Annotated in this window: 18 protein-coding genes; 12 read left to right on the top strand and 6 right to left on the bottom strand. The window is 60.1% G+C overall.

Annotated features, from left to right (window positions below; translation table 11 throughout):
* Nucleotides 1-5: 5 nt before the first annotated feature.
* The 11 genes from AC1DYW_RS27850 (at nucleotide 6) to AC1DYW_RS27800 (ending at nucleotide 12599) form a co-directional block, all read left to right on the top strand.
* On the top strand, nucleotides 6-1217 hold the full coding sequence (locus AC1DYW_RS27850; RefSeq protein WP_457153605.1) for an alpha/beta hydrolase: 1212 nt from the start codon (nucleotides 6-8) through the stop codon (nucleotides 1215-1217).
* A 139-nt stretch (nucleotides 1218-1356) separates the two neighbouring features.
* A complete protein-coding gene (locus AC1DYW_RS27845; RefSeq protein ID WP_457153602.1) occupies nucleotides 1357-1836 on the top strand; it encodes a YidH family protein in 480 nt (159 codons plus the stop codon).
* Nucleotides 1837-1842: 6 nt separating this feature from the next.
* Complete coding sequence (locus AC1DYW_RS27840) at nucleotides 1843-2073, top strand: hypothetical protein (protein ID WP_477228342.1); 231 nt, start codon at nucleotides 1843-1845, stop codon at nucleotides 2071-2073.
* A 61-nt stretch (nucleotides 2074-2134) separates the two neighbouring features.
* A complete protein-coding gene (locus AC1DYW_RS27835; protein ID WP_457153600.1) occupies nucleotides 2135-3679 on the top strand; it encodes an arylsulfatase in 1545 nt (514 codons plus the stop codon).
* Nucleotides 3680-3754: 75 nt separating this feature from the next.
* Nucleotides 3755-5179: a DUF1254 domain-containing protein gene (locus tag AC1DYW_RS27830; protein WP_477228341.1), complete on the top strand. Its 1425-nt coding sequence runs from the start codon at nucleotides 3755-3757 to the stop codon at nucleotides 5177-5179.
* 10 nt (nucleotides 5180-5189) lie between these two features.
* Nucleotides 5190-6227 (top strand): DUF1254 domain-containing protein, encoded by a 1038-nt coding sequence (locus tag AC1DYW_RS27825; RefSeq protein WP_457154905.1) that lies wholly within the window; start codon nucleotides 5190-5192, stop codon nucleotides 6225-6227.
* Nucleotides 6228-6416: 189 nt separating this feature from the next.
* Nucleotides 6417-7748: a DUF1254 domain-containing protein gene (locus AC1DYW_RS27820; RefSeq protein ID WP_477228340.1), complete on the top strand. Its 1332-nt coding sequence runs from the start codon at nucleotides 6417-6419 to the stop codon at nucleotides 7746-7748.
* 33 nt (nucleotides 7749-7781) lie between these two features.
* Nucleotides 7782-10100 (top strand): arylsulfatase, encoded by a 2319-nt coding sequence (locus AC1DYW_RS27815; RefSeq protein WP_477228339.1) that lies wholly within the window; start codon nucleotides 7782-7784, stop codon nucleotides 10098-10100.
* 9 nt (nucleotides 10101-10109) lie between these two features.
* Nucleotides 10110-10982 carry a bile acid:sodium symporter family protein gene (locus AC1DYW_RS27810; RefSeq protein ID WP_477228338.1) on the top strand — a complete coding sequence of 291 codons (873 nt, stop codon included), beginning with the start codon at nucleotides 10110-10112 and terminating at the stop codon, nucleotides 10980-10982.
* A gap of 319 nt (nucleotides 10983-11301) precedes the next feature.
* Nucleotides 11302-12225, top strand: coding sequence for a formylglycine-generating enzyme family protein (locus tag AC1DYW_RS27805; protein WP_477228452.1), 924 nt, complete (start codon nucleotides 11302-11304; stop codon nucleotides 12223-12225).
* Nucleotides 12222-12599 (top strand): DUF1622 domain-containing protein, encoded by a 378-nt coding sequence (locus AC1DYW_RS27800; protein WP_095089161.1) that lies wholly within the window; start codon nucleotides 12222-12224, stop codon nucleotides 12597-12599. Before AC1DYW_RS27805 ends, AC1DYW_RS27800 begins: the two co-directional genes overlap by 4 nt.
* Nucleotides 12600-12799: 200 nt before the next feature.
* Here the strand turns inward: AC1DYW_RS27800 and AC1DYW_RS27795 are convergent, their stop codons facing one another.
* Nucleotides 12800-14536 carry a tetratricopeptide repeat protein gene (locus AC1DYW_RS27795; RefSeq protein WP_477228337.1) on the bottom strand — a complete coding sequence of 579 codons (1737 nt, stop codon included), beginning with the start codon at nucleotides 14534-14536 and terminating at the stop codon, nucleotides 12800-12802.
* Between the two features lie 336 nt (nucleotides 14537-14872).
* Between AC1DYW_RS27795 and AC1DYW_RS27790 the strand changes: the two genes are divergently transcribed.
* Nucleotides 14873-16027 (top strand): helix-turn-helix domain-containing protein, encoded by a 1155-nt coding sequence (locus tag AC1DYW_RS27790; protein ID WP_477228336.1) that lies wholly within the window; start codon nucleotides 14873-14875, stop codon nucleotides 16025-16027.
* Here the strand turns inward: AC1DYW_RS27790 and AC1DYW_RS27785 are convergent.
* The 5 genes from AC1DYW_RS27785 to AC1DYW_RS27765 all read right to left on the bottom strand — a co-directional run bounded on the left by AC1DYW_RS27785 (nucleotide 15967) and on the right by AC1DYW_RS27765 (nucleotide 22424).
* A complete protein-coding gene (locus AC1DYW_RS27785; protein ID WP_477228335.1) occupies nucleotides 15967-17814 on the bottom strand; it encodes a mechanosensitive ion channel domain-containing protein in 1848 nt (615 codons plus the stop codon). The genes AC1DYW_RS27790 and AC1DYW_RS27785 overlap by 61 nt on opposite strands.
* Nucleotides 17815-18304: 490 nt before the next feature.
* Nucleotides 18305-19318 carry an Lnb N-terminal periplasmic domain-containing protein gene (locus AC1DYW_RS27780; protein WP_457154178.1) on the bottom strand — a complete coding sequence of 338 codons (1014 nt, stop codon included), beginning with the start codon at nucleotides 19316-19318 and terminating at the stop codon, nucleotides 18305-18307.
* Nucleotides 19319-19471: 153 nt separating this feature from the next.
* Nucleotides 19472-20737 (bottom strand): alpha/beta hydrolase, encoded by a 1266-nt coding sequence (locus tag AC1DYW_RS27775; protein ID WP_477228451.1) that lies wholly within the window; start codon nucleotides 20735-20737, stop codon nucleotides 19472-19474.
* Nucleotides 20738-21057: 320 nt separating this feature from the next.
* The gene (locus tag AC1DYW_RS27770; protein ID WP_457155351.1) at nucleotides 21058-21321 is read right to left on the bottom strand and encodes a hypothetical protein; all 264 of its coding nucleotides are present in this window, start codon (nucleotides 21319-21321) and stop codon (nucleotides 21058-21060) included.
* A gap of 146 nt (nucleotides 21322-21467) precedes the next feature.
* Nucleotides 21468-22424, bottom strand: a complete 957-nt coding sequence (locus AC1DYW_RS27765; RefSeq protein WP_457155350.1) for a DUF2950 domain-containing protein — start codon at nucleotides 22422-22424, stop codon at nucleotides 21468-21470.
* Nucleotides 22425-22496: the final 72 nt, after the last annotated feature.

The raw sequence follows: 22496 nt of genomic DNA, 5'->3' as shown, positions 1-22496 counted from the left end.
TGCTGATGCGCAAGCGGGTTGGCAAGATTGTCGCGGCTTTGTACCTGCTCACGCTGACGGCGTGCGGAGGGGGACCGGAAGGCGTTTTGGCACCGGTAGCCGTTAATATGCGGTCAGCGTCGGCATCTGACGTAACGATGTTGGTGGCGACCAGCCGCAAACCGTCGGGCGATCCTGCAACGCTGTTCACGGGCGAGCGCAGCCCGACTCTTTCCTTGACCGACCTGACCATTTCAATTCCGCCGGACCGTGCATCCGGCACGGTCGAGTGGCCGAAAAAGCTGCCGCCGAATCCCCAAAAGGAGTTTGCTGTCGTTGCCGCGAAGAACCTTTCAATCCCGCAGGCCGGCGACTGGCTGCACTCTCACAATCCGAGCGGCCATGTGCTCGTCTTCGTCCATGGCTTCAACAACCGCTATGAGGATTCTGTTTTTCGCTTCGCGCAATTTGTCCATGACTCGGGCGCGAAGGTCACGCCCATCCTTTTCACCTGGCCATCGCGCGCCAGCGTCCTCGACTACAATTACGACAAGGAAAGCACCAACTTTTCCCGCACCGCCTTCGAACGAACATTGAAGGCTTTGGCCAATGATCGCGGCGTCACCGACATTACCGTTATGGCCCATTCGATGGGAACCTGGCTCGCCATGGAGGGGCTGAGGCAAATGGCCCTGCAGGACGGTCAGGTTTCTCCCAAAATCAGGAATGTAATTCTTGCATCTCCCGACCTTGATGTGGATGTCTTCGGGCGCCAGTGGACAGAACTCGGGCCCAAGAAGCCGAAATTCACCATCATGATCTCGCGCGACGACCGGGCGCTTGCAATCTCGCGTCTGATTTCAGGCGATGTCGACCGGGTGGGCCAGATTGATCCGTCAAAAGAGCCATACAAGTCGAAGCTGCAAGCGGCGGGAATAACGGTCATCGACCTGACCAATGTAAAGACGGACGATCGCTTGAATCACAGCAAGTTTGCCGAGAGTCCTGAAATCGTGGCGTTGCTGGGATCTCAATTGGCCTCCGGCCAGATCCTGACCGACTCGCGTACAAGCCTTGGCGACGGACTGGGCATGATGATTGCGGGCACAGTGGGGACGGTCGGCAAGGTCGCGGCAACGACGGTCACCGCTCCCATTGCGATGATGGAGGGAAAGGGGAAAACCCCGGCACCCGATCAGCTCGGAACGATCCTGAAGGCCGATCCGACGGCGGAATGAACTCGGGGTTCTGACAATCAGGAGTCCAGCAGTTCGGCCCTTCCCGCACGTATCGTTACCGTAACGTACTTCGAAATCCTGCGCCGCGACCCGAGAGTGCTGGTCGACTTCGACACTGCCCCGTTCGCAGGACCCCGCAATGAGCGTTGCACCCGTAACCGGAAAATCCGGCTCCGATAGCATCTCCGTCGAGCTGTCGTCGCGCCGAACCGGCATGTCGTTCCAGCGCACCCGCATGAGCGCCGACCGCACGCTGATGTCGGTGATCCGCACCGCGCTATCCCTGATCAGCTTTGGCTTCACCATCTTCCAGGTGTTCCAGAAGCTGCGGGACGCAGGCACGCTCGCTCACGCCGCCGCACCGCGCAATTTCGGGGTGACGCTGGTGCTGCTCGGCATCCTGATGCTGGTCGTCGGCATCATCTATCACGTGCTTTTCATGGCCGGACTGCGCCGCGAACGCGATGCGATGCACGATGCCGGTCTGATCCATGCCCAAAGCGGATACCCGGTCTCATTCACGCTGATAACGGCAGTGATCCTGTTGCTGATCGGTCTCGTCGCCATCAGCAGCATGGTTTTCAACGTCGGTCCGTTCACGGACGCCTCAGCTGCATGAGAAAGGATGGACAACCTTGAGATGGAAACTCCCCGCATCATCGCGCTGCGAACCGCGCTTCGTGAACTGCGCAAGGCGCAGGACAGCGCAATCGCCGAACTCGCAGATGAAAACAGCGCCGAGAACCGTAAGGCTCTCCACGACATTGCCGACACTTTGAAAACACTCCGATCAATCCAGAAGGAAGAGCAGGGCATCGTCACGCGGATTTTGAAATGGCTGCACGTGATCCCGTGAAAAGGCGCTTCAGCCATTCGCGATCATGCCACTGAGACAGCGGTAACCAAGGAGAAACAGGATGGCGAAATCACCAAAGACCGGCAAGCCGAACATCCTCGTCATATGGGGCGACGATATCGGCACGGCCAATCTGAGTTGCTACACGCACGGATTGATGGGCTACAAGACGCCCAACATCGACCGCCTCGCCAAGGAAGGCTTGATGTTCACCGACGCCTATGGCGAACAGTCCTGCACCGCCGGTCGCTCGTCCTTCATCACCGGGCAGAGCGTCTATCGCACAGGTCTTTCAAAAGTCGGCCTGCCGGGCGCCGATGTCGGCCTGCAGGCCGAAGATCCGACTATTGCGGAAGTTCTCAAGCCGCTCGGCTATGCAACGGGGCAGTTCGGCAAGAACCATCTGGGCGACATGAACAAATATCTGCCGACAGCGCATGGCTTCGACGAATTCTTCGGCAATCTCTACCACCTCAACGCCGAGGAAGATCCGGAAGATCCGAACTATCCGAAGGACCCGCGGTTCAAGGAAAAATTCGGCCCGCGCGGCTTGCTGCATTGCTGGGCGACGGACAAGGACGACCCCACCGAGCAACCGCGCTGGGGCCGCATCGGCAAGCAGAAAATCACTGATACCGGTCCACTGACGCGCAAACGCATGGAGACCGTCGACGACGAAATCGCGGCCAAGGCGAAGGACTTCATCAAACGCCAGAATGATGCCGGCAAGCCGTTTTTCATGTGGCTCAACTTCACCCACATGCATCTTCGCACCCACACCAAGCCCGAGAGCCTGGGGCAGGCAGGGCCAGACCAGTCGCCCTATCACGACACGATGATCGACCACGACAAGAACGTCGGAGAAATGCTCGACTATCTCGACGAGCTCGGCATCGCCGACGACACCTTCGTCATGTACTCGACCGACAACGGCCCACATATGAACTCATGGCCGGATGCCGGCATGACGATGTTCCGCTCGGAGAAGGACACCAATTGGGAAGGCGCCTTCCGCGTGCCGCTCATCGTTCGCTGGCCCGGCAAGGTTCCGGCAGGCGAGGTGACCAACGACATTGTCCAGCACCACGACTGGCTGCCGACCTTCTGCGCGATCGCCGGCGATGCCGACATCCCGAACAAGCTGCTCAAGGGCCACAAGGCCGGCGACAAGACGTTCAAAGTCCATATCGATGGTTACAACCTTTTCGATTTCCTGACGAAGAAAGGCGTGGAGAGCCCGCGCCATGGCCTCGTCTATTTCGACGACGACGGCAGCCTCGTGGCAGTGCGCTTCAAGAACTGGAAGGTCGTGTTCATGGAACAGCGGACCGAAGGCACGTTGCGCCTGTGGATGGATCCGCTGGTCGTCCTGCGCTGTCCCAAACTTTTCAACCTGAGGACAGATCCGTATGAGCGGGCGGACGTTACCTCGAACACTTACTTCGATTGGTACATGTCCAAGGGCTACATGATTATGGCGGCGCAAGCGGTCGTCCAGCCGTTCCTTGCATCGTTCAAGGACTACCCTCCACGCCAGAAAGCGGCGAGCTTCACGCTTGACCAGGCGCTCGCGAAGATGGCGGAGAGCTTCAACAGCGGGCACTAAAGCATGTGCTCCGGCGGCAGGCGCACGCCTGCCGCCGGCGTCTGCCGAACCGCGGAATCACAGACGGAGAACGCCATGACCTTCAGACATCTGCTCGCAGGCGCTTTCGCTTTCGGTCTTTCAATGTCCGTGACCGATCCCAGCGCCGCGAAGGTGTGGACTTCGGAGCAACTCGCCGCGCGCACGATCGAACGCCGTGCCGTCGAGGCGGTCATCTGGGGCATTCCGGCCGTCAATTACGACCTGATGCTGCAGGAAACGCTCAACAAGGCCAAAGGCAAGGTCAACCAGATCGTCTATTGGTCCCGCCTGCCGGATTGGAAGAACCAGACGCTCACACCGAACCCGGATTCCATCTACCTGATGCCCTTCATCGATACCAAGGACGTTGGCCCGGTCGTCCTCGAAATCCCGCCTGCAGACGGCGGCTCGATAACCGGCAGCATCGACGATGCCTGGCAGGCGGCTCTCGAAGATGTCGGACCGGCCGGCGTCGACAAGGGCAAGGGCGGCAAATACCTGATCCTGCCGCCGGGCTACAAGGACAAGGCGCCCGACGGCTACATCGCGCTGCCATCGAACACCTACCAGAGCTATGCGCTGCTTCGCTCCATCCTAAAAAGCGGCAGCGCAGCCGATGTCGCAAAGGCGGTCGAATACGGGAAGCGGGTCAAGCTTTACCCGCTCTCGGAGGCTGGCAATCCACCGCCGACCACATTCGTCGATGCGATCGACGTCGTCTTCGATGCCACGATCCCCTATGACATCGACTTCTACAAGTCGCTCGACCGCATGGTGCAATACGAGCCGTGGCTGGAGCGAGACAAGGCGATGATCGACATGCTCAAGTCGATTGGCATCGAAAAAGGCAAGCCGTTCGCGCCCGACGCCGGGACCCAAACGGCCCTGAGGGCAGCGGCACAGGAAGCCCACGCCTATCTCGACATGCGCTACGAGCAGTTGTTCGGGGCCACCTACTACGACAGCGCCCACTGGGCGGTGCCTGCCACGCCCGCCGTCATCGAAGGCATGTCGACACAATTTGCCAAGCCGGGCGACTATCCTACGGAGGGGCGCGGAGTGGCCTACTCGATGGGATTCTTCAGCGCCAAGCATTTGGGCGCCGGCCAGTTTTACCTGATGACGTTCAGGGACGCGGGCGGCAAGCAGTTCGATGGCGCCAGAACCTATCGCCTTACCGTGCCGGCGAAGGCGCCGGTGAGCCAGTACTGGTCGGCGACCGCCTACGACCGGGCGACTCACGCGCTGATCCGTGACCAGAAGTGGTCGAGCCGTTCGTCGCAGAACACGGACATCCAGAAAAACGCCGATGGCTCGGTGGACGTGTTCTTCGGCCCGAAGGCTCCGAAGGGCAAGGAATCGAATTGGGTGCCCACCAGCCCCAAAGGAAAATTCGAAGTCCTCTTCCGCCTCTACGGTCCGGAAAAACCGCTGTTCGACAAGACATGGATGCTGCCGGATATCGAGAAGACAAAGTGAGGACACTCACATGAAAATACGGGCTTTCACAATTGCCACGGCACTCTCGTTCGCCGCGCTTGGTTCCTTAGCGGGCTTGCAAGCCCGAGCAGCGGATGCCGTACCGGTCACCGTCGACAATTTCGTTCGCGCCGAAACCGATCTCTATTTCGGCAGTGCGATCAAGGACGCAGGTGGGATAGGCAAGTTCCTGCATCGCCGCGAGCCGATGCAGATCGAGCATCAGGCCGTTGTTCGCGCGAATCGCGATACGCTTTATTCGTCCGCCGTTTTCGACCTCGACGCCGGTCCCGTGACGATCACATTGCCCGACGCCGGAGACCGGTTCATGTCGCTGATGATCGTCAACGAGGATCACTATGTGCCGCAAGTCGTCTATGGGGGCGGTAGCTATAAGCTCGACAAGGAGACGGTCGGCACGCGCTATGTGCTTGCCGGTATCCGCACGTTGGTCGATCCAGCCAATCCCGACGACGTGACGAAAGTGCATGCCCTGCAGGATGCGATAAAGGCCGAGCAGGCCAATGCCGGCAGCTTCGAAAGCCCGGCGTGGGATCAGGCGAGCCAGAAGAAGGTGCGCGATGCACTGCTGGTTCTTGCCACCACGATGCCAGACTTCAAGGGTGCATTCGGCAAGAAGGGAGACGTCGACCCTGTCCGCCACCTCGTTGGCAGTGCGGCAGCATGGGGTGGCAATCCGGACAAGGATGCCACCTATCTCAACATCACCCCGGCCAACAATGACGGCACAACCGTCTACAAACTTGACGTCAAGGATGTGCCCGTCGACGGCTTCTGGTCGGTGAGCCTCTACAATGCCGAAGGCTATTACGAGAAGAACCAGTACAACGCCTACTCGCTGAACAACCTCACGGCCAAGAAGGGCGACGACGGCACAATCTCTGTCCAGTTCGGCAGTTGTGACGGCAAGATCGCCAATTGCCTGCCGATCATGAAGGGCTGGAATTACACCGTGCGGCTCTACCGCCCGCGAGCCGAGATTTTGGACGGGAAGTGGACATTCCCGGAGCCGAAGGCGGCCAAATAACAATCCTGCGATCTTCGGCGCCGTCACAAATACCGGCTGAACCAGGAGGGAAGGATGACGCGTCAAACTGCTCCACTCGCGAAAGCCCCGGTCAGATCGTCTGAAGCGGATGCTGCCGGGTTGAACCCGCAACCATTGCCGCCCTCGCCGAACTGGGCGGCGGCGATGCCCTCCGGCCCTGACGCGCGGGTGAAAATCACCGAGCAGTACGCGCGAACCGTCGCGCGGGACGCCTTTCTCTGGGCTTGGCCCCTGGTCAATGTCATGAACCGCCGCGCGATAAATGCAGAGATCCCGCAGCCGCTGATCTCAGGCGGCGCTCCGGCCGCGCCACTCAACCGGCTATCGATGATTACGGACTACATAGCGCCCGACGAGCGGTTGGTAGCCTGCCCGAACCAGGATGTCGTCTATGGCGGCGGGCCGCTGGCGCTGGATCTTTCACCGGCGGTGATACAGGTGCCAGATTTCGGCAATCGCTTCTGGGTCTACCAGATCGTCAATTCACGAACCGACAGCTTCGCAAGCCTGGGCAAGATGTATGCGAGCCAGCCCGGCTTCTACTTGTTCGTCGGCCCGGGCTGGCAGGGTGAGGTACCCAAGGGCATCGCGAAGGTGTTTCGATGCACCACGACGACCGGCTACGTGATCCCTCGTGTGTTCATGGACGACACCATTGAGGACCGGGCAGCGATTCAGCCGGTCATCAACCAGATAAACATCTACCCGCTCAGCGAATTCGACGGCACCATGAAAACTGTCGACTGGAAAGGCATTCCGCATGTCGATGCCGAGGGTGGCGATAAGGAAACGCCATGGGTACCGCCGGCAACGTTCTTCGACGCATTGCCCGGTGCGCTCGCCGATGCTCCTCCGCTTCCCGGCGAAGAGGCTCGCTACGCCCAGGTCCTGGCGGTGCTGCAGGCGGCAAAGGTCGACGCGGGTCTGCGAAAGGCGATGGACGATGAGGCGGCCAGGGCCGATACCGAGCTTGTCGCTCCCCTGTTCGAATTCCGCAACTGGGGGGTCCAACTCCCGTTCAATTGGTCGACGACATCCAACAACGCCGCATTCGGCACGGACTATTTTACGCGGACTGCCGTCGCGAAATCCAACATCTTCGTCAATGCACCGAACGAGACGAAGTATTATTATCAAGATCTCGATGCGGACGGCCGGCGTCTGAACGGAAGCCAAAAGTATACTGTAACTTTTCCGAAGGACCAAACGCCGCCCGTGAGGGGCTTTTGGTCGCTGACGCTCTACAACGAACACCATTTCTTTGCGCCAAACGTTATCAAACGATACTCGGTCGGCACGAAGAACGCGGATCTCAGGCTTGCCGCCGACGGATCGCTGACAATCATCGTTCAATCCGATGCGCCCTCGGACCCTGTGCAGCGGGCCAATTGGCTTCCTGCGCCGAAAGGTGCCGACTTCTCGCTCTTCCTGCGCGCCTATTGGCCAAAAACCGCGGTCATCGATGGCTCCTGGACGCCGCCACCAGTGGAACGGCAGTAGAGGCGACAACAGGACACCAAGAGGAGGAGAGCAATGACACGTTCATTCAAGGGCAAGATCGCGCTCGACGTTCGCGATTCCAAGGCGGATTGGGACGCCTTCCTCGACAATCGGGCACCCAAGGATGCCCCCAACGTCCTCGTCATCCTCTACGACGACACCGGCCAGGCAGCCTGGTCGCCTTATGGCGGACGCATCGAGATGCCGACGCTCGACCGGCTGGCGAAGAACGGGCTCACCTACACGCAGTGGCACACGACGGCGGTCTGTTCGCCGACACGCTCTTGCTTCCTGACCGGCCGCAACCACCATGCCAACGGCTTTGGCACCATCTCCGAAGCTGCCACGGGCTTCCCCGGCTACAACGGGCATATCCCGCTGGAAAACGGCACGATCGCCAGCATCCTGCGCGACGCGGGCTGGAGCACCTTCTGGATCGGCAAGAACCACAACGTGCCGGTCGACGCGTTCGGGATGAGCGCCTCGAAGAAGAAGTGGCCGCTCGGCCTCGGCTATGACCGCTTCTACGGCTTCATCGGCGGCGAGACGAACCAATGGTATCCCGAACTGATCGAGGACAACCACTTCGTCGACCAGCCCAGCCAACCAGAAGACGGATACCATTTTTCGAAGGATATCGCCGACAAGGCTATCGGATTCATCCGTGACTCCCGCCAGGCCGACCCAGGGAAGCCCTGGTACATGTGGTACTGCCCCGGCGCGAACCATGCGCCACATCACGCGCCGCAAGACTTCATCGACAAGTACAAGGGCAGGTTCGACGACGGCTACGAGGCCTACCGCAAGTGGGTTCTGAAGCGGATGATCGAGCGCGGTATCCTGCCGGCCGACACGGAGCTGACGCCCATCAATCCGATGCCACCGGAGATCGCCGCCGAGGGCGACATGGTGCGGCCCTGGAACACTCTCAATGCCGACGAGAAGCGCCTGTTCAGCCGCATGGCCGAAGTCTATGCCGCCTTTTCGGAATACACCGACGTCCAGATCGGCCGGCTGGTCGACTACCTTGAGGAATCGGGACAGCTCGACAACACGCTGATCTTCTACTGCGCCGATAACGGCGCCTCGGGTGAAGGCAGCCCCAGCGGCTCCGTCAACGAAAACCTGTTCTTCAACGGCTTCCCGGATGATGTGAACCGCAACCTTGCCATGATCGACAAGCTGGGATCGCCCGACACCTACAACCACTATCCTACCGGCTGGGCGACAGCTTTCTCGACGCCATACAAGATGTTCAAGCGCTATGCCTCGTACGCCGGCGGCACCTGCGATCCGCTGGTCATCCATTGGCCCAAGGGGATCAAGGCCAAAGGCGAAATGCGCCACCAGTACCATCATTGCACCGACATCGTACCGACGATCCTGGAGGCCTGCGGCGTGAAGATGCCCGAGGCGATCGACGGTGTGAAGCAGTCGCCGTTGGCCGGCGTCTCGATGGCCTACACCTTCGATGACGCCAAGGCGCCGACCACCAGGGAGACGCAGTACTACGAGATGTGCGGCACTCGCGGCATCTGGTCGAAAGGCTGGAAGGCCGCCGCCGTCCACGCGCCGCTCCCTTCGGACCAAGGCCATTTCGACAAGGACGTCTGGCAGCTCTTCCACACCGACGCAGACCGCTCGGAGGCCCGCGACCTGGCCGCCCAGCATCCCGAAAAGCTGAAGGAACTGACCGACCTCTGGCTATCGGAGGCCAACAAGAACAACGTGCTGCCGCTCATAGATCTCGGCGTGGCGGCCATGCACGCCGCCGAATACCACGCGCCAAAACGGAACCGATACGTCTACTATCCGGGCACAACCGAGGTGCCCGAGGCAGCGGCGGCTCCGACGCTTGCCGTATCGTTCAAGATACTGGCCGAGGTCGAGTTCACCGGCAACAGTCAGGGCGTGATCGTGGCGCAAGGCTCGCGCTTCGGCGGCTATTCTCTATTCGTCAAGGGTGGCAAGCTGTTCTACGTCTACAACTTCCTCGGCATCCCACCCGAGCAGCGGCTGGTTGTCGAAGCGCCCAAGCTGGGCAAGCACATTGTCGGCGTCGAGTTCGTCAAGGAACGGATCACCAAACAGCTCGAGACCCTGGGCCAGATGACGCTCTACGTCGATGAGGAACCGGTCGCGCACGCGGCCTTCCGCACCCAGACGGGCCGTTACATCCTCTGCGGCGAGGGGCTTTGCGTCGGCTACGATGGCGGCGATGCGGTCAGCAGCGAATACAAGCCGCAGTTCCCGTTCGCAAACGGGCGGGTGGTCAAGGTCGTCTTCGACGTCGCCGATGACGTGTATCTCGATCTGGAGCGGAAGTTCGCCGCCGCGATGGCCCGGGACTGAGGGAGCACGATGACGATCGCGCAGCTCATTCCCATGGCCATCAACCTCTCGATGGGGCTGATGGTGTTCGCGCTTGGGCTCCAGGCAAGCTGGCGGGATGCGGCATACTTGTTGCGGCAGCCGGGGCTTTTTGCCAGATCCCTGCTTTCCATGAACGTCATCATGGTTTTGCTGGCGATCGCGATGGATGCGCTGTTTGCCCTCAACCCGGCAGTCAAGCTCGCCCTGGTGGCGCTCGCTTTGTCGCCGGTGCCACCGGTCCTACCCGGCAAACAAACCAAGGCCGGCGGCTCGGTTTCCTACACGGCCAGCCTGCTCGTTACCATGGCCGCACTTTCCGTCGTCATCGTGCCGTTGGGTATCGCCCTCATCGGTCGCACATTCGGGTTCGGGATCGCCGTGCCGGCCAGCCAGATCATATCGATCGTGGCGACAGGCATTGTCCTGCCGCTCATCATCGGGCTGCTCGTCCGCCAGTTCGCTCCCGCCCTCGCATCCCGCCTGGCGCGCCCGCTGTCCCTATTTGCAACGATCCTGCTGGCCGCGGCCTTCATTCCGGTGCTCATGAGGATCTGGCCGGCCATGGCGGCGATGATCGGCAATGGATCACTTGCCGCGCTGGCTTTCTTTGTCGTGGTTGGCGTCCTCGTCGGTCACGGTCTTGGGGGTCCGGAGGCCGACAACAGAACCGTGCTGGCCCTCGCCACCGCAACGCGTCATCCTGGAGTGGCCATCGCGATCGCCCACGCAACCTTTCCCGACGAGAAGGCCGCCATGGCCGTGGTACTCTGGCATCTGATCGTTAGCGCGATCCTATGCATTCCCTACGTGAACTGGCGCAAGCGCGTCCGCGCAGCAACGCAGTCAAAGACCGCATTGTGACGGAGCTGTTGAGAATTTGCCGGAAAAGCCGGATGATTGAATGATTGCGATGCTTCTTCGTCACCGCCGGCAATTGTCCGGGATCGACGCCTGGAGGCATCTTCTGGTCGCCGCGGTGACGGGAGCGGACGAACGAGGCGAGTTCATTCAGCAGAAGCCCAAATCCGGCAGCCCTGTCGCCGGCACAATCGACAGCCGCGGCCTGTCCGTGACGAAGGCGCAAGGAGGTTGGCGGATGGACGAAATCGCAAGAGCTGATGACCTGCTGGTCGAAAAACCGGAGACGATCCCGCAGTCTGTCAATTCACCGACCGACGGCATGATCTGGATACCAGGCGGCTCGTTTCTGATGGGCTCCGACAAATTCTATCCCGAGGAGGCGCCGGCCCATCGCGTGAAAGTCGACGGTTTCTGGATGGACCGATTTACCGTGACCAATGGCGATTTCGAAAAGTTCGTCGCCGCGACGGGCTACGTCACGCTGGCCGAAAAGCCGGCCAACCCGGACAATTACCCAGGCGCCTTGCCGGACATGCTTTCGCCGTCCTCGACCATGTTCAAGAAGCCGGCCGGACCGGTCGACATGCGCAACCACTACAACTGGTGGGTCTATGTGCACGGCGCCAGCTGGCGCCATCCGAGAGGCCCCGCCAGCTCGATCAAGAAGCTGGCCGATCACCCGGTGGTGCATGTCGCCCATGAGGATGTCGAGGCTTATGCGCGCTGGGCAGGCAAGGAGTTGCCGACCGAAGCCGAATGGGAGTTTGCGGCGCGCGGCGGCCTCGAAGGCGCCGACTACGCATGGGGCGATGAATTCACGCCCGGTGGCCAGCACATGGCCAATACCTGGCAGGGCGAGTTTCCCTATCGCAACTCGCTGGACGATGGTTACGAATACACGGCGCCGGTGGGCTCGTTCCCACCCAATGGCTACGGTCTTTTCGACATGGCCGGCAACGTCTGGCAGTGGACGACGGACTGGTATCAGGAGCACGGCAGGATCGACAGCCCGTGCTGCACAGCGGAAAACCCGCGCGGCGCCGCGCGCGAGGCAAGCTACGACCCGCGCCAACCGGACGTGAAGATCCCGCGCAAGGTGACCAAGGGCGGTTCGCATCTCTGCGCGCCAAACTATTGCCGGCGCTATCGTCCCGCAGCACGCATGGCACAGCCGGTCGACACGTCGATTTCCCATCTTGGTTTCCGCTGCATTGTCCGCGTCACCAGGGACGGCAACCCATGATCGTTGCACAATGGCTGAACCAGCTGGCTGAACTCAGCGCCCCGATCATCGATCTTCTGGCCCTGGTCCTGATCCTGGCAGGGACGCTCGAGGCCTTCGTAAACGGTGTCAGGGTGATGCTCAGCCATCCGGACGGGCACTACGCCATTCGCGCGGTGTGGATGCGTCATGCCAGATGGCTGATCGCCGGCCTTACATTCCAACTTGCGGCCGATATCATCGAGACCTCCGTCGCGCCGAGTTGGGACGACGTAGGCCGCCTGGCGGCGATTGCCGTGATCCGGACATTCCTCAATTTCTTCCTGGAGCGCGATCAACGGGAGGCTCGCGAACTCCAGCAGGAGAGCGAAGCCAGAAAGATGGCAATGACCTAGAGCGGTTCACCGTTTCACGGAAACGCCGAACCGCTCTATCTCTTTGTTTTGACGCAATTCCGGACGGAAAACCGTTTCACACTTTTCCTGGAATTGCTCTAATGCATGTCGCCCAAAAGCGGCCCGGTTTGGGGCAACGACACGCAAGGCGCGTCGCCTGAATCCGTTCCAACGCGACGCGCTTTAGGCGGCCAAAAGCCCTACTGGAGGCGAAGGCCGGCGAGTTGGAGCCCTTGCGCAAGCTCCGTGGTCAACTGCGGATCAAGGTGACGGCGAGACATATCGGAATGGAAATTCTGCTCGAAATCGGGGCGCTCTTTGCGTATGTCGGAGATGATTGCGGATGCATCTCCCTCTCGCCCCAAGCGTCCCAGCGTTGCCGTCAACAACAGGTCGGTGAGATAGCATCCGTTGGCCTCGCGCTTCAGGCGGAGCAACACGTCACCCAATTGTCCCTGGCGGTAGGCGTCGAACGCCAGCGTCCACTCAGCGTCCGGTAGCGGCAATCCGTCGACCTTCAGGGCCTCGTTTGCAAGCCTTATCCCCTCGTCCCGCTCGCCGGTGGCGTAGAGAATACGGGCGAATGTAGCTGCCACCTTGGTGTTGTAAGGGTTGAGCGTAATTGCCCTGCGCCCCGCGGATCCCGCTGCTTCGACGTGGCCTGCCCGAAACTCCGCCATCATCTTGGCGGTGAAGCTGCGGGAGGATTCCGGGGCCAGCGCTACTGCACGATCGGCATGTTCGTGAGCGGCCGCGGTCAGGTCGGTCGACGCATCTGGCTGATCGATCGACAGGAGTATCGGGACCAGCATCGCATGCGCATCGGCATCGTACGGGCGCTGCCGCAACGTCCGCTCGAGGCATTGCCTCGCTTGCTCCAAGACTTGCGGCGTCTGCATCCCCAACGCGCGGTTGGCCCGCAGAACGCAACCATTGCCCAGCGTAGGATGTTCCAGGTCCCGGTTAGCCTCGACGGTGTTGATCGCGCCATCCAACGAGGCGATGCGTGCAGCCACCCGGGAAACCAGCAATTCGGCCGGGTCGGCCGACGAGGCGGTATCGACGTGAACGCGCTCTTTCTCGGATTGAATCGCTTCCCCTGTCTGCTGGTCGACGACCTGCCACCAGACCGACTTCTGGACCGAATCCGAACTGTACTTCAGGATCAGTCGATAACGGTTACCAGGCAAGGCAGCGGGGGTGCCTTCGGCGGTACTTGACGTGTAGGCGTCGGGCGCTGAAAGCCTTAGCGTACTGAAGTCTGAAAGCGCGCTCATCAGCAAGTCACGCAGGGCGATTGCTTCGTGATCGTTGACACCGTCCAATTGCAGATCGACGGCGACCGACGGCCTTTCCGAAATGGTCATGGTGCTCAGACCACTGAGCAGATTATAGCCAAAAAACAGCGCGACGCAGGACAAGGCCACTCCAGCCAGGCCCGTCCTTCTTAGGGCGACGATGGCTTTTCGCCTCATCATTCGACGTTGATCTGATCTGGTCGCGACAACCCGGGGACGAGATTGCGCGCGACCAAGGTGATCGCTCCCCTCAGGGTCCTCCCGGATGTGCCGGGAAAACACTGGCACATACCTGCCTTTCGGGAGTTCGATGCTGATCTCTCGGTCCGACCCGTATAGTTCATAGTAGCGGGCGAGAGCCGCTCGAAGCCGGGTTGCTTCGATTCGGACGATCGGATCGGTCGAAGCGTCGAAGGACGGCGGACGGCCGAAGACGTCAACGGCTATGGAGTATGCCTTGAGCGCGCTCTCGCGTCCGGCGAAAAGCTCTTCGGAAACAAAGCGCAAGAACTTTCTGTTGCGCTCGGAACATTGAAACTGAGGGTCTGAAAGGATCGCTTCGAGCTCTTCGTGAGCCTGCGTATAAGAGACTGCTAAATATCGACCCGAATCGATATCACCTTCGTGGTTGGCTTCCACTGCACGCTCCCTCGGATCTTTTTGACAGCTCGCGTGCTGCATTCCAGCGTCTCAGGCTAAACCGCTGCTGTTGTTGACGCTATGCAGTTTGTGCCAGCGGTGATCGGGTAGACGGCGAACAGGCGACTTGGCTGCCTCTTTTCGCTGAAAAACGTCAAGTTTCGGCATATTGTGATTTTCCCGTTATTTTGAGAAGCAAGAAGCCACCCTTCGTTTGGTGGGATCGTTGGCAAGTACATTCGATTCTAAACTTAACCATCGGTAACTTTTCACGGTACGCTTGCGCCGCGAGCTGCTATACTTATAGCGCGGGGGGAGGGTCTCGCGGATCATCCCATGGTCAATGACGCTTCTGAGGAGAGGCAGCCTGGCGATTGCAGCGGTCAGTCTTTGCCTGCCAGTTCGGCTGGTCGGATGAATTCCGTTGCGCTCAACGTCCACACCGTCAAGCTTCAGACCGCGGAAGATCTTCGAGAGGCGGTGCGTGGTGCGGATTTGAAGATCGTCCAATTGGCGCCGGGCATATTTGACGGCCATTTGATGCATGCCCAGATCGGTGCGCTGTCTCTGAGCACTGGCGATTTTGGACCGGATATCCGCGCACGTGGCGTGATGAATCAGCACTTGGTGACAATCGGCATGATGCTGGAGAGCAGCGGTGCGGTCTCGCAATGGGACTACGACGTCGTTCCTGGCGACGTCATCGTGTTTCCCAAATCGGTCGAGCAAGAGGGGCGTTTTACCGGTCACTCCCGCTACGCGACAATCACACTCAGCGAAGACGCACTTGCTGCCTTCGCGGCAGGTGAGCCGGTTCTGCAGGACCCGCAGTTCTGGACCAAGATCTCGAGGTTTCACCGGTCACCGTCCCTGCGGGCATCTGCTCGCCGTGAGATTGGGGAAATGGTTTCGCAATTGCGTGAGGGTTTAGTCCCTGACGATGAAGCAGGGATACGCTATTTCCAGCGATCTCTTGTCGAAGCCTTCATCACAGGCATTGTCGATGAGGTGTCGAACGAGAGCGACGAACGGCATTGCTCTGGCGCGAAATTGGTCCGCGATGTCGAGGATTTTGTCGACAGCATCGAAATCGATCGTCCGGTGCATATCTCGGAATTGTGCTCATCTCTCATGGTATCACGGCGCACTCTCCACCGTGCCTTTCAGCATACCCTGGGGATAGGTCCGGTCGCCTACCTGCGCCTGAGGCGCTTATCGGACGTTCATCGCGTGCTAAGCAGCGCGAACCCGACCTGTGTCGGCGTTACGCAAGCTGCCCTTGATCAAGGGTTCACCGATCTCGGGAGGTTTGCGGCGTTCTACAAAAGGATTTTTGGCGAGGTCCCTTCAGAGACACGCTTCAAAGCGACGAGCCCGCTTGGTCGCCGGTCACGCTCACGGCGCGGTACGGCCTTTCCGCCTGTCCAAGATCAGGCTGCTCCGGGATTAGATGTCAGTGGCTTTGGGACGGCCTTAATGCCGTTTTCCTGAAATGCCTGGTGCACGGCGATCAAAGCGGCGCGGCGGATCATGAAGTGTCTGCCCGCTTTCGCCTTGAATTTGGCCCGGATGACCAGCGTGCCGTCCTCGACTTCGCCAATTCCCTGGCTCTTGAACGGCTCGAGCATATCTGCGGCAAGTTCCGGGTTGGCTGACATGTCCTGGCCGATCTTCTTGAAAATCTTGCGGACTTTTTCGACATCGGTGTCGAATGCAACGCGAAAGGTCAGTTTCTCGATCATCCAGTCGCGGCTGAAATTCTGAATCTTGCCAATCTCGCCATAGGGGATTGTCGCCAAGGCACCGCGCTGATGGCGCAGGGAAACCGACCGGACCGAGATTTTTTCCACGGTCCCCTTGGCGCCCGACGTTTCGATATATTCGCCGAAGCGGAATGCATCGTCGATCAGGAAAAACAGCCCGGAGACCAGGTCCTTCACCAGCGTCTGCGAGCCGAAGCCGATGGCCAGCCCGAACACGCTCAAGCCGGCGATCAGCGGCCAGACATTGACCCCGATCGACACCAGGATCGAGAGCAGCGCCAAGGCCACAATGCTCGATTTGCCGACCGCGCTGATCAGCGGCACCAGCGTGCCCAACCGTGAACGCGGCGCACCCAGCGCCTCCTCGTCATCACCTGCGGCGGGCAACTCCGCGCGCAAGGCGCGAACTGACACTGCGCCGACCACGTTCCACAGAAACGCCGCCACCAACATGATCAGCGCCACACCGGATGCGCCCTTGACGACCTCTCGCAGATCTATGCCGAACCCGGCAGCCAGCGGTGTCGCCCACAGCGTTCCCAGCATGGCAATCATGATAGCCACAACGGTGAAGCGGGCGGTCTGTCGCCCTGCCGCTGCCAAGATCGAGATGTCAGGAGACTCCAATCCGCGTTGCGCCCAGTTCCCGATCATTGCGTCGAGATGTGGTGCGGCGAGAAATATCAACCCGGTCAGCAAAACGGCCGACCCACGAAGTGATGCTCCCATGGTCAGCGCGGCCTGAGTGGTGAGAAAGGTGATTATCAGGAACGCGATCACGATTGCCGGCCACACTTTGGCGAGACGGGTGCGCCAGCGGCTTCTGGGGCGCGGACCGGCGACGGCGACTGCCATTGTGCGTCTGTGCCGCCATACGGCCCATGCAAACAGAACGTAGATCGGAATTGCGAAGCCTGTTCGCAGCAGATCCCCCAAGGCCGGCCCGACGGTCCAGAGCCGCAACGTCGCGATCAGCGTTGTGCCGATGATCGCCAAGCCAATGGCAAGCGAGAGGTCGCGCACGAGCGCTGCCAGATGGGCGGAGCGCTCCTGCGCGAACTCGGATCGCCGCGATGCCATCAACAGTGATCTGACGGCGGCGAGAATGACGAAGCCGAGCACGGTCACCACCGTCCAAAGGTGAAGGGTTTGCAAAGGCACGCCAGAACCGGCCAGCAGCCGCGCAGCAATGAAGCCGATCACCAGCGCCACTACAATAGCCGCCACGCCCGCAAAGAATCTGCGCGATGCACTGCTTGTCGCACTCGCCTTCGCGAACCGCCGGGCAAGCAGGATGTACACGCCGGCGACGAGCGCAACGACCAACACAATCTCGAACAGGAGCCCAAGAAGAGATGTTCCCCCGGCTGCAAGCGAGGCCCTCAGGTTTTCAAGCTCGACGGGGACGTTGCCCAAAGCGGAAACCCGCGCGAACAGTCCGGAGACGAAACGATCGGCGAGCTGTTCGAAGCCCGAGATCAACGAAGTAACGTCCGTATCCGCTGTCTTGTCCACGATTTCCCCCTCTTCAGCGCCTCGGAAGCCAGTTCCGGCAGTCAAGGCCGCTGTCTCGCTATCCAGCACCCGACCGTCGCACAATTCAAGCTTCTTTTCTGTCCGGACCTGTTGCCCGCGCGCGGGGTCCGAGCGCACTGAACTTGTCGCCCCAGAGCGCAACGACCGCGCCTATGAGATAGGCCTGATTGGAGATGTCTATCAGGCGTTTACAGTGGCTTTCTTCTGGCTCGATTCTTAGAAAACCAACATCTCATTCAGCTCTCGATTTGACGCCTCGCCGTAAGCAAGTATGCAAACGACAATGGCCCATTCGACGGGTGTGTTTCATCGTAGCGGAGCGGGCGTGTTGAGAGAAGTTTGGGCGACATTCCATCGCTGACTGAGAGGCAGCGCCGCGAGGAAGCGCTGAATGGCTCACGTCTTCGGCGATGCAAAATAACAACTGCGCCGCTCGACCAGCTCGCCCACCTGCGAGCCCCTTCCCAGATCAACTGCCAAGGCCTGGAGACGGCACACCAACCCGGATCAATCTCGAAAAATCCGGTGAAAGGCCCGACTTCCGCGCACGGTCGTCTATGTGGGCCACCTCCCGCAAGGTCGACAATGGCAAGCGGGTATCGAGCGCACCGCGGTCGTACGCATAATCAGGAAGATAGCCGTTAACAATGAGCCGCCAGTCGAATGGAACCACGTCGCCGACTGCTCGCATCATCTTGACGATCGTCGTCGTGCAGTTCGTCGTGATCGAATTGTAGAATGCAGGCTTCGTGGAAAGCGCATTTGCGTCCGAGACGTATTCCAGCAGAAGCGTCCGGGCCGCGTCAGGCGATGCTTTCAGGCGATAGATCTGGACGTCCTCTCCCCGAACATTTGACCTGACACCGACCACGTCTCGCTCGTCGGCCGCGATAATAACCAAGGGATTGCTCTTGAACAGATCCGCTATGGGCGAAAACTCGCCACCTACACGGCGCCGCACCTCAATGGACCAAGCAAGATATTCACCGCCCGAGAAGCCAAAGCTCATGATGACATGGGCCATTTTCGGTCCAGCCCAATAGGACATGAAGAGGTCGGCGGTCTGAACCGTGGAAAGGTCGTAGGTTCGGGTTGTCCAACGTTCGGTGAAATCGGTGTCGCTGCGCCATTCGAAATCACGCACGTCTTTCAGGGTTAACAGGTTTCCATCGCGCGTCCCGGTTACCTGACGGGCGACATCGGGCGCCCAGTCGGCGTCGCCCAAAGGCTTGATGGTGCTCCACCAGACCAGAACCGCAGCAAACGCGGCGAGAAACAGGACGAGCGCCCGGAAGCGAAAACGGCTGAACAGCGCGATGATCGTGCCGAGGCCGAACAAGATGAAAAGGGCGCAGGCCGCAGCCCGGCCGAGCTCTCCCGCAGGCAGGCGATACCACATGGCAAATCCGGCCCAGGCAGCTACGGCGGCAATGGCGAGCGACAAGATAATGGCGAACGAGATTTGAGCGATGCGACGCATCATTCCCCCTTCCAGCCCTACGGTACCAACAGAGGCGTCTCTTCAGGGGCGGCCGGAGTCGCTTGCTGCCGTCCGAATGCCATTCTCACGGGCGCTGGAACCAACTTCGAGATGGAGTATCCATAAAGCTTTGTTGCCGGCCCTAGCCTGGAACAATTACTTCTTACAACCTTTCGTGGAGGTCGCTGGCAAAGTACAGCCCTTGTTGGCCTGTGTCCTTCGAGAGCCGGTCAAATTCTCTACCTCGTTGCCGTAGTTTTCTCTGGTGTTCTGATCGACCACTGCAACGGGTGCCGAAATCACCAACCCTGCAGCACTGCCAGCCGCAGCCGCCGCGCCGGTCGTCGCTTGCACGATCGTGTCGCCAAGGCCCACCCTGCTGTCTGTCAGGGTCTGGCCAGCAGCCATCCGCGCTCCAATCAACTGGACGATCTGCGGAGACGAGGCGAACTTGCCGTGATTCAAACTGTCTCCGGACTTGACCTTCGTCAGGTCGATGACGGTTACATTGTTGCTTGAAAGTTCTTCCTTGTATGGAGCCTCTTCCGGATTGATAGAGCCGAGCCGGGGGATGTTGCCCCAGACCCGTCGCGAAAATGCGAGCGCCCGGTCATCCTGCGAGACAAAGAGGGTGAACTGGGGGTGCTGTTTGCCCATGTCGGCAATCTGTGTGCGAAACACGTCGACATCGACGTCAGGCGCGGCCAGCATGACGTTCTTGAACTTCGCCGGCAGTCCGCCATTGCGGATGGCCATCTGGCGCAAGGATTCCAACGCAAGCCAGTTGCCCATCGAATGGGCGAGGATCGAAACCTCTTTCACTTCAGGATCGCGAGCGAGGTATTGGAACAGCGTCTCGAGCGCATCTCGCGTGTAATTCGTGCTTTCGCGATCGTAGCCATAGGCCAGCGTACTGCCTCGGGAAGGCCATGTGACCAGGATCGGAGCGCTGTCGGTGCCTGTGTCGTGAGCGATCTGCGCAAAGCGATAAAGGGAGTCTTCGAAGCGGTTGTTGAAGCCATGGACGAATACCAGCACGCTGTGGTCCGGGCTCTTCCTGACAGTGGCGTGCAGCCATTCCTTCGCGCCATCCCGTGTTAACTCTTCGGCTTTCACCACCGCGAAATCGGTTGCCGGGTTTGAGGGCAGCTTCTTGGGCCAGGCGACCTCGCCGACCTTGCGCACCGACGCTGGTGGGATCGACACCGTAACGTCCGCGAATGAAGGAGCTATCCCGCGTTCGCCCGTATACATCTCGGCCGGATTGGTGGAGCGCGCGCGGGTCGTCGTCACCAGCATCTCCACCTTGCTGGATGCCGGAGATGTATCGGCTACGGGCAACAACACATTCGTTGGACGAGATGCGCAACCGCCAGACAGGCCGATCAGTGCGAATGCCAGCAACGCACGGGGGATACACATGAATTTGAACTCGCCTGCAAAGCCGGCTTCCAAAACGTCCCCCTCACGTGTGCAACGTCAACAAGCCGCCTCGGATACTGCTTGTTGCCAATCGAAGTCAGTTGACAATGATTGCCTCGACAGTGGCACCCAAGATCCGATCGGCACGCTGCTCCACACCACCAACCAAGTACCGGAATCCGTTCTTTTGCGCAACTGCTAGGCCCCGCGTCTCAACATTTCGCCTGGCTGCGCGCCGCCGGTCCGCTCCTAACTAAACAGCGAGGCATTCAACGAAGAGGTCGTCGAGTACCCGGCCGCTGCAAGCCATGCCGCCGACTTTACTTGATGCGGGCGACGCCACCCGAAATCTCGATCGTTTCCGACCCGGTCAGGGCCTCGAGGTCACCATTGGGCCAGGTGACGAAACAGCCGTTCGGGCAGAATTCCACGGTCTCGCCGGCATGCAGTGCAAGCTTCGTCTTGCTACCGCCTTCCGTCACGATCAACGTTCGGATCTTGCTGTCCTTGTTAACCACGCTGGCTGCCAAAGCCGAACCACCCACGGCAAGAACAGCAATGACGGCGGCGAACGACGTCAACACGTCGCACTTGATCGGCCGATTTAGTGGCGGGCAATATTTGAACTGCTGTGTCACTAGGGTCGTGAACCACCCATTCGGGTTGATCATGAAGGCGCCTCTGCCGACTAGGTTGGCATTGGCGATGGGATCACCGTTTCCGAACCGGGCTAGTCACCTGTCACCTGCCATTTGTCGTCGGGATTGAATTGCTTTATCGCGCCGGCCAAAGCCTCCGTCTTCGGGCCTAGATCGGCCTCGTAGACGATACCTTGCTGATTGACCACAAAGGTTTTGACGCCCGTTTCGGCATATTTCACAGGCCAGGCCACCAGCCCGAAACCCGCGATCATGTTGCCGTTGATGATATAGTTGTAGGCGCCACCGGCGATATTCGCGCCTTGGCCGGTCAGGATGCGGAAGCGATACCCAAAATAGCCATTGCCTTTCTTCGCCTTGTCGAGAGCCGCCTGGTTGATGAAATCGCCTGCCGGACTGACGCCATTGGTCTCGTCGGACGGCCAATATAGCCCGTCGGCTCGGCCCTCGCTGCTGATCAGCTTCTGGGCGTATTCCAGCACGCCATCGCCGTCGCGGTCCTCTGAAGCGTAGTCACGCTGAGCTTCCACATAGGCGCGAACCGTTTCGATCGCCGTGATCTCATTTTCCCCGACGCGCCGGTTGATGATCTCTTCGATGCCAGCCTGGGTATCGAAAGCCCACTTGCCGTCCTTGCCCTTGGCGATGGGGAATGGCAGCGTCCATAGCTTGTCGCCAATGTCGAGTTCCTTGCGGTCGCCAAGATCACGCACTATCACCGTCTTCGCAGCGCCTTGCCGGATCTGCGTGTAGGTATCCATCACGCCTTCACTTGTCCTCAGCTTTGCGGCATCCAGCCCAAGCAGTACGGCCAGTCCATCGAAATCATCCTTTGCCAGGACTGACTTGAACGCGTCCACAGCCGCCGAGGGATCATCGAAAAGCGGCGGACCTTTTTTGGCCACGTAATCCTCGAGGCTGTGCACCTCCTGCGCGCTGGCAAAATTTGCGGAACCCGCGCCAATGCTCAAGATCATTCCGGCCCCGAGCAGCGAACGTAGAACAAGACTCCGGACGGACGTTTTCATGTCGGTTCTCCTCGCCAAATTTATTAACGCCGGCCACCGCCGCGCCCGCCACCGCCGCGCCCGCCGCCGCGC

This window comes from Mesorhizobium sp. P2_D5 (assembly GCF_056404355.1).
Note: the sequence above shows the minus strand (reverse complement) of the source record. Positions and strands in the feature narration are given on the sequence as shown.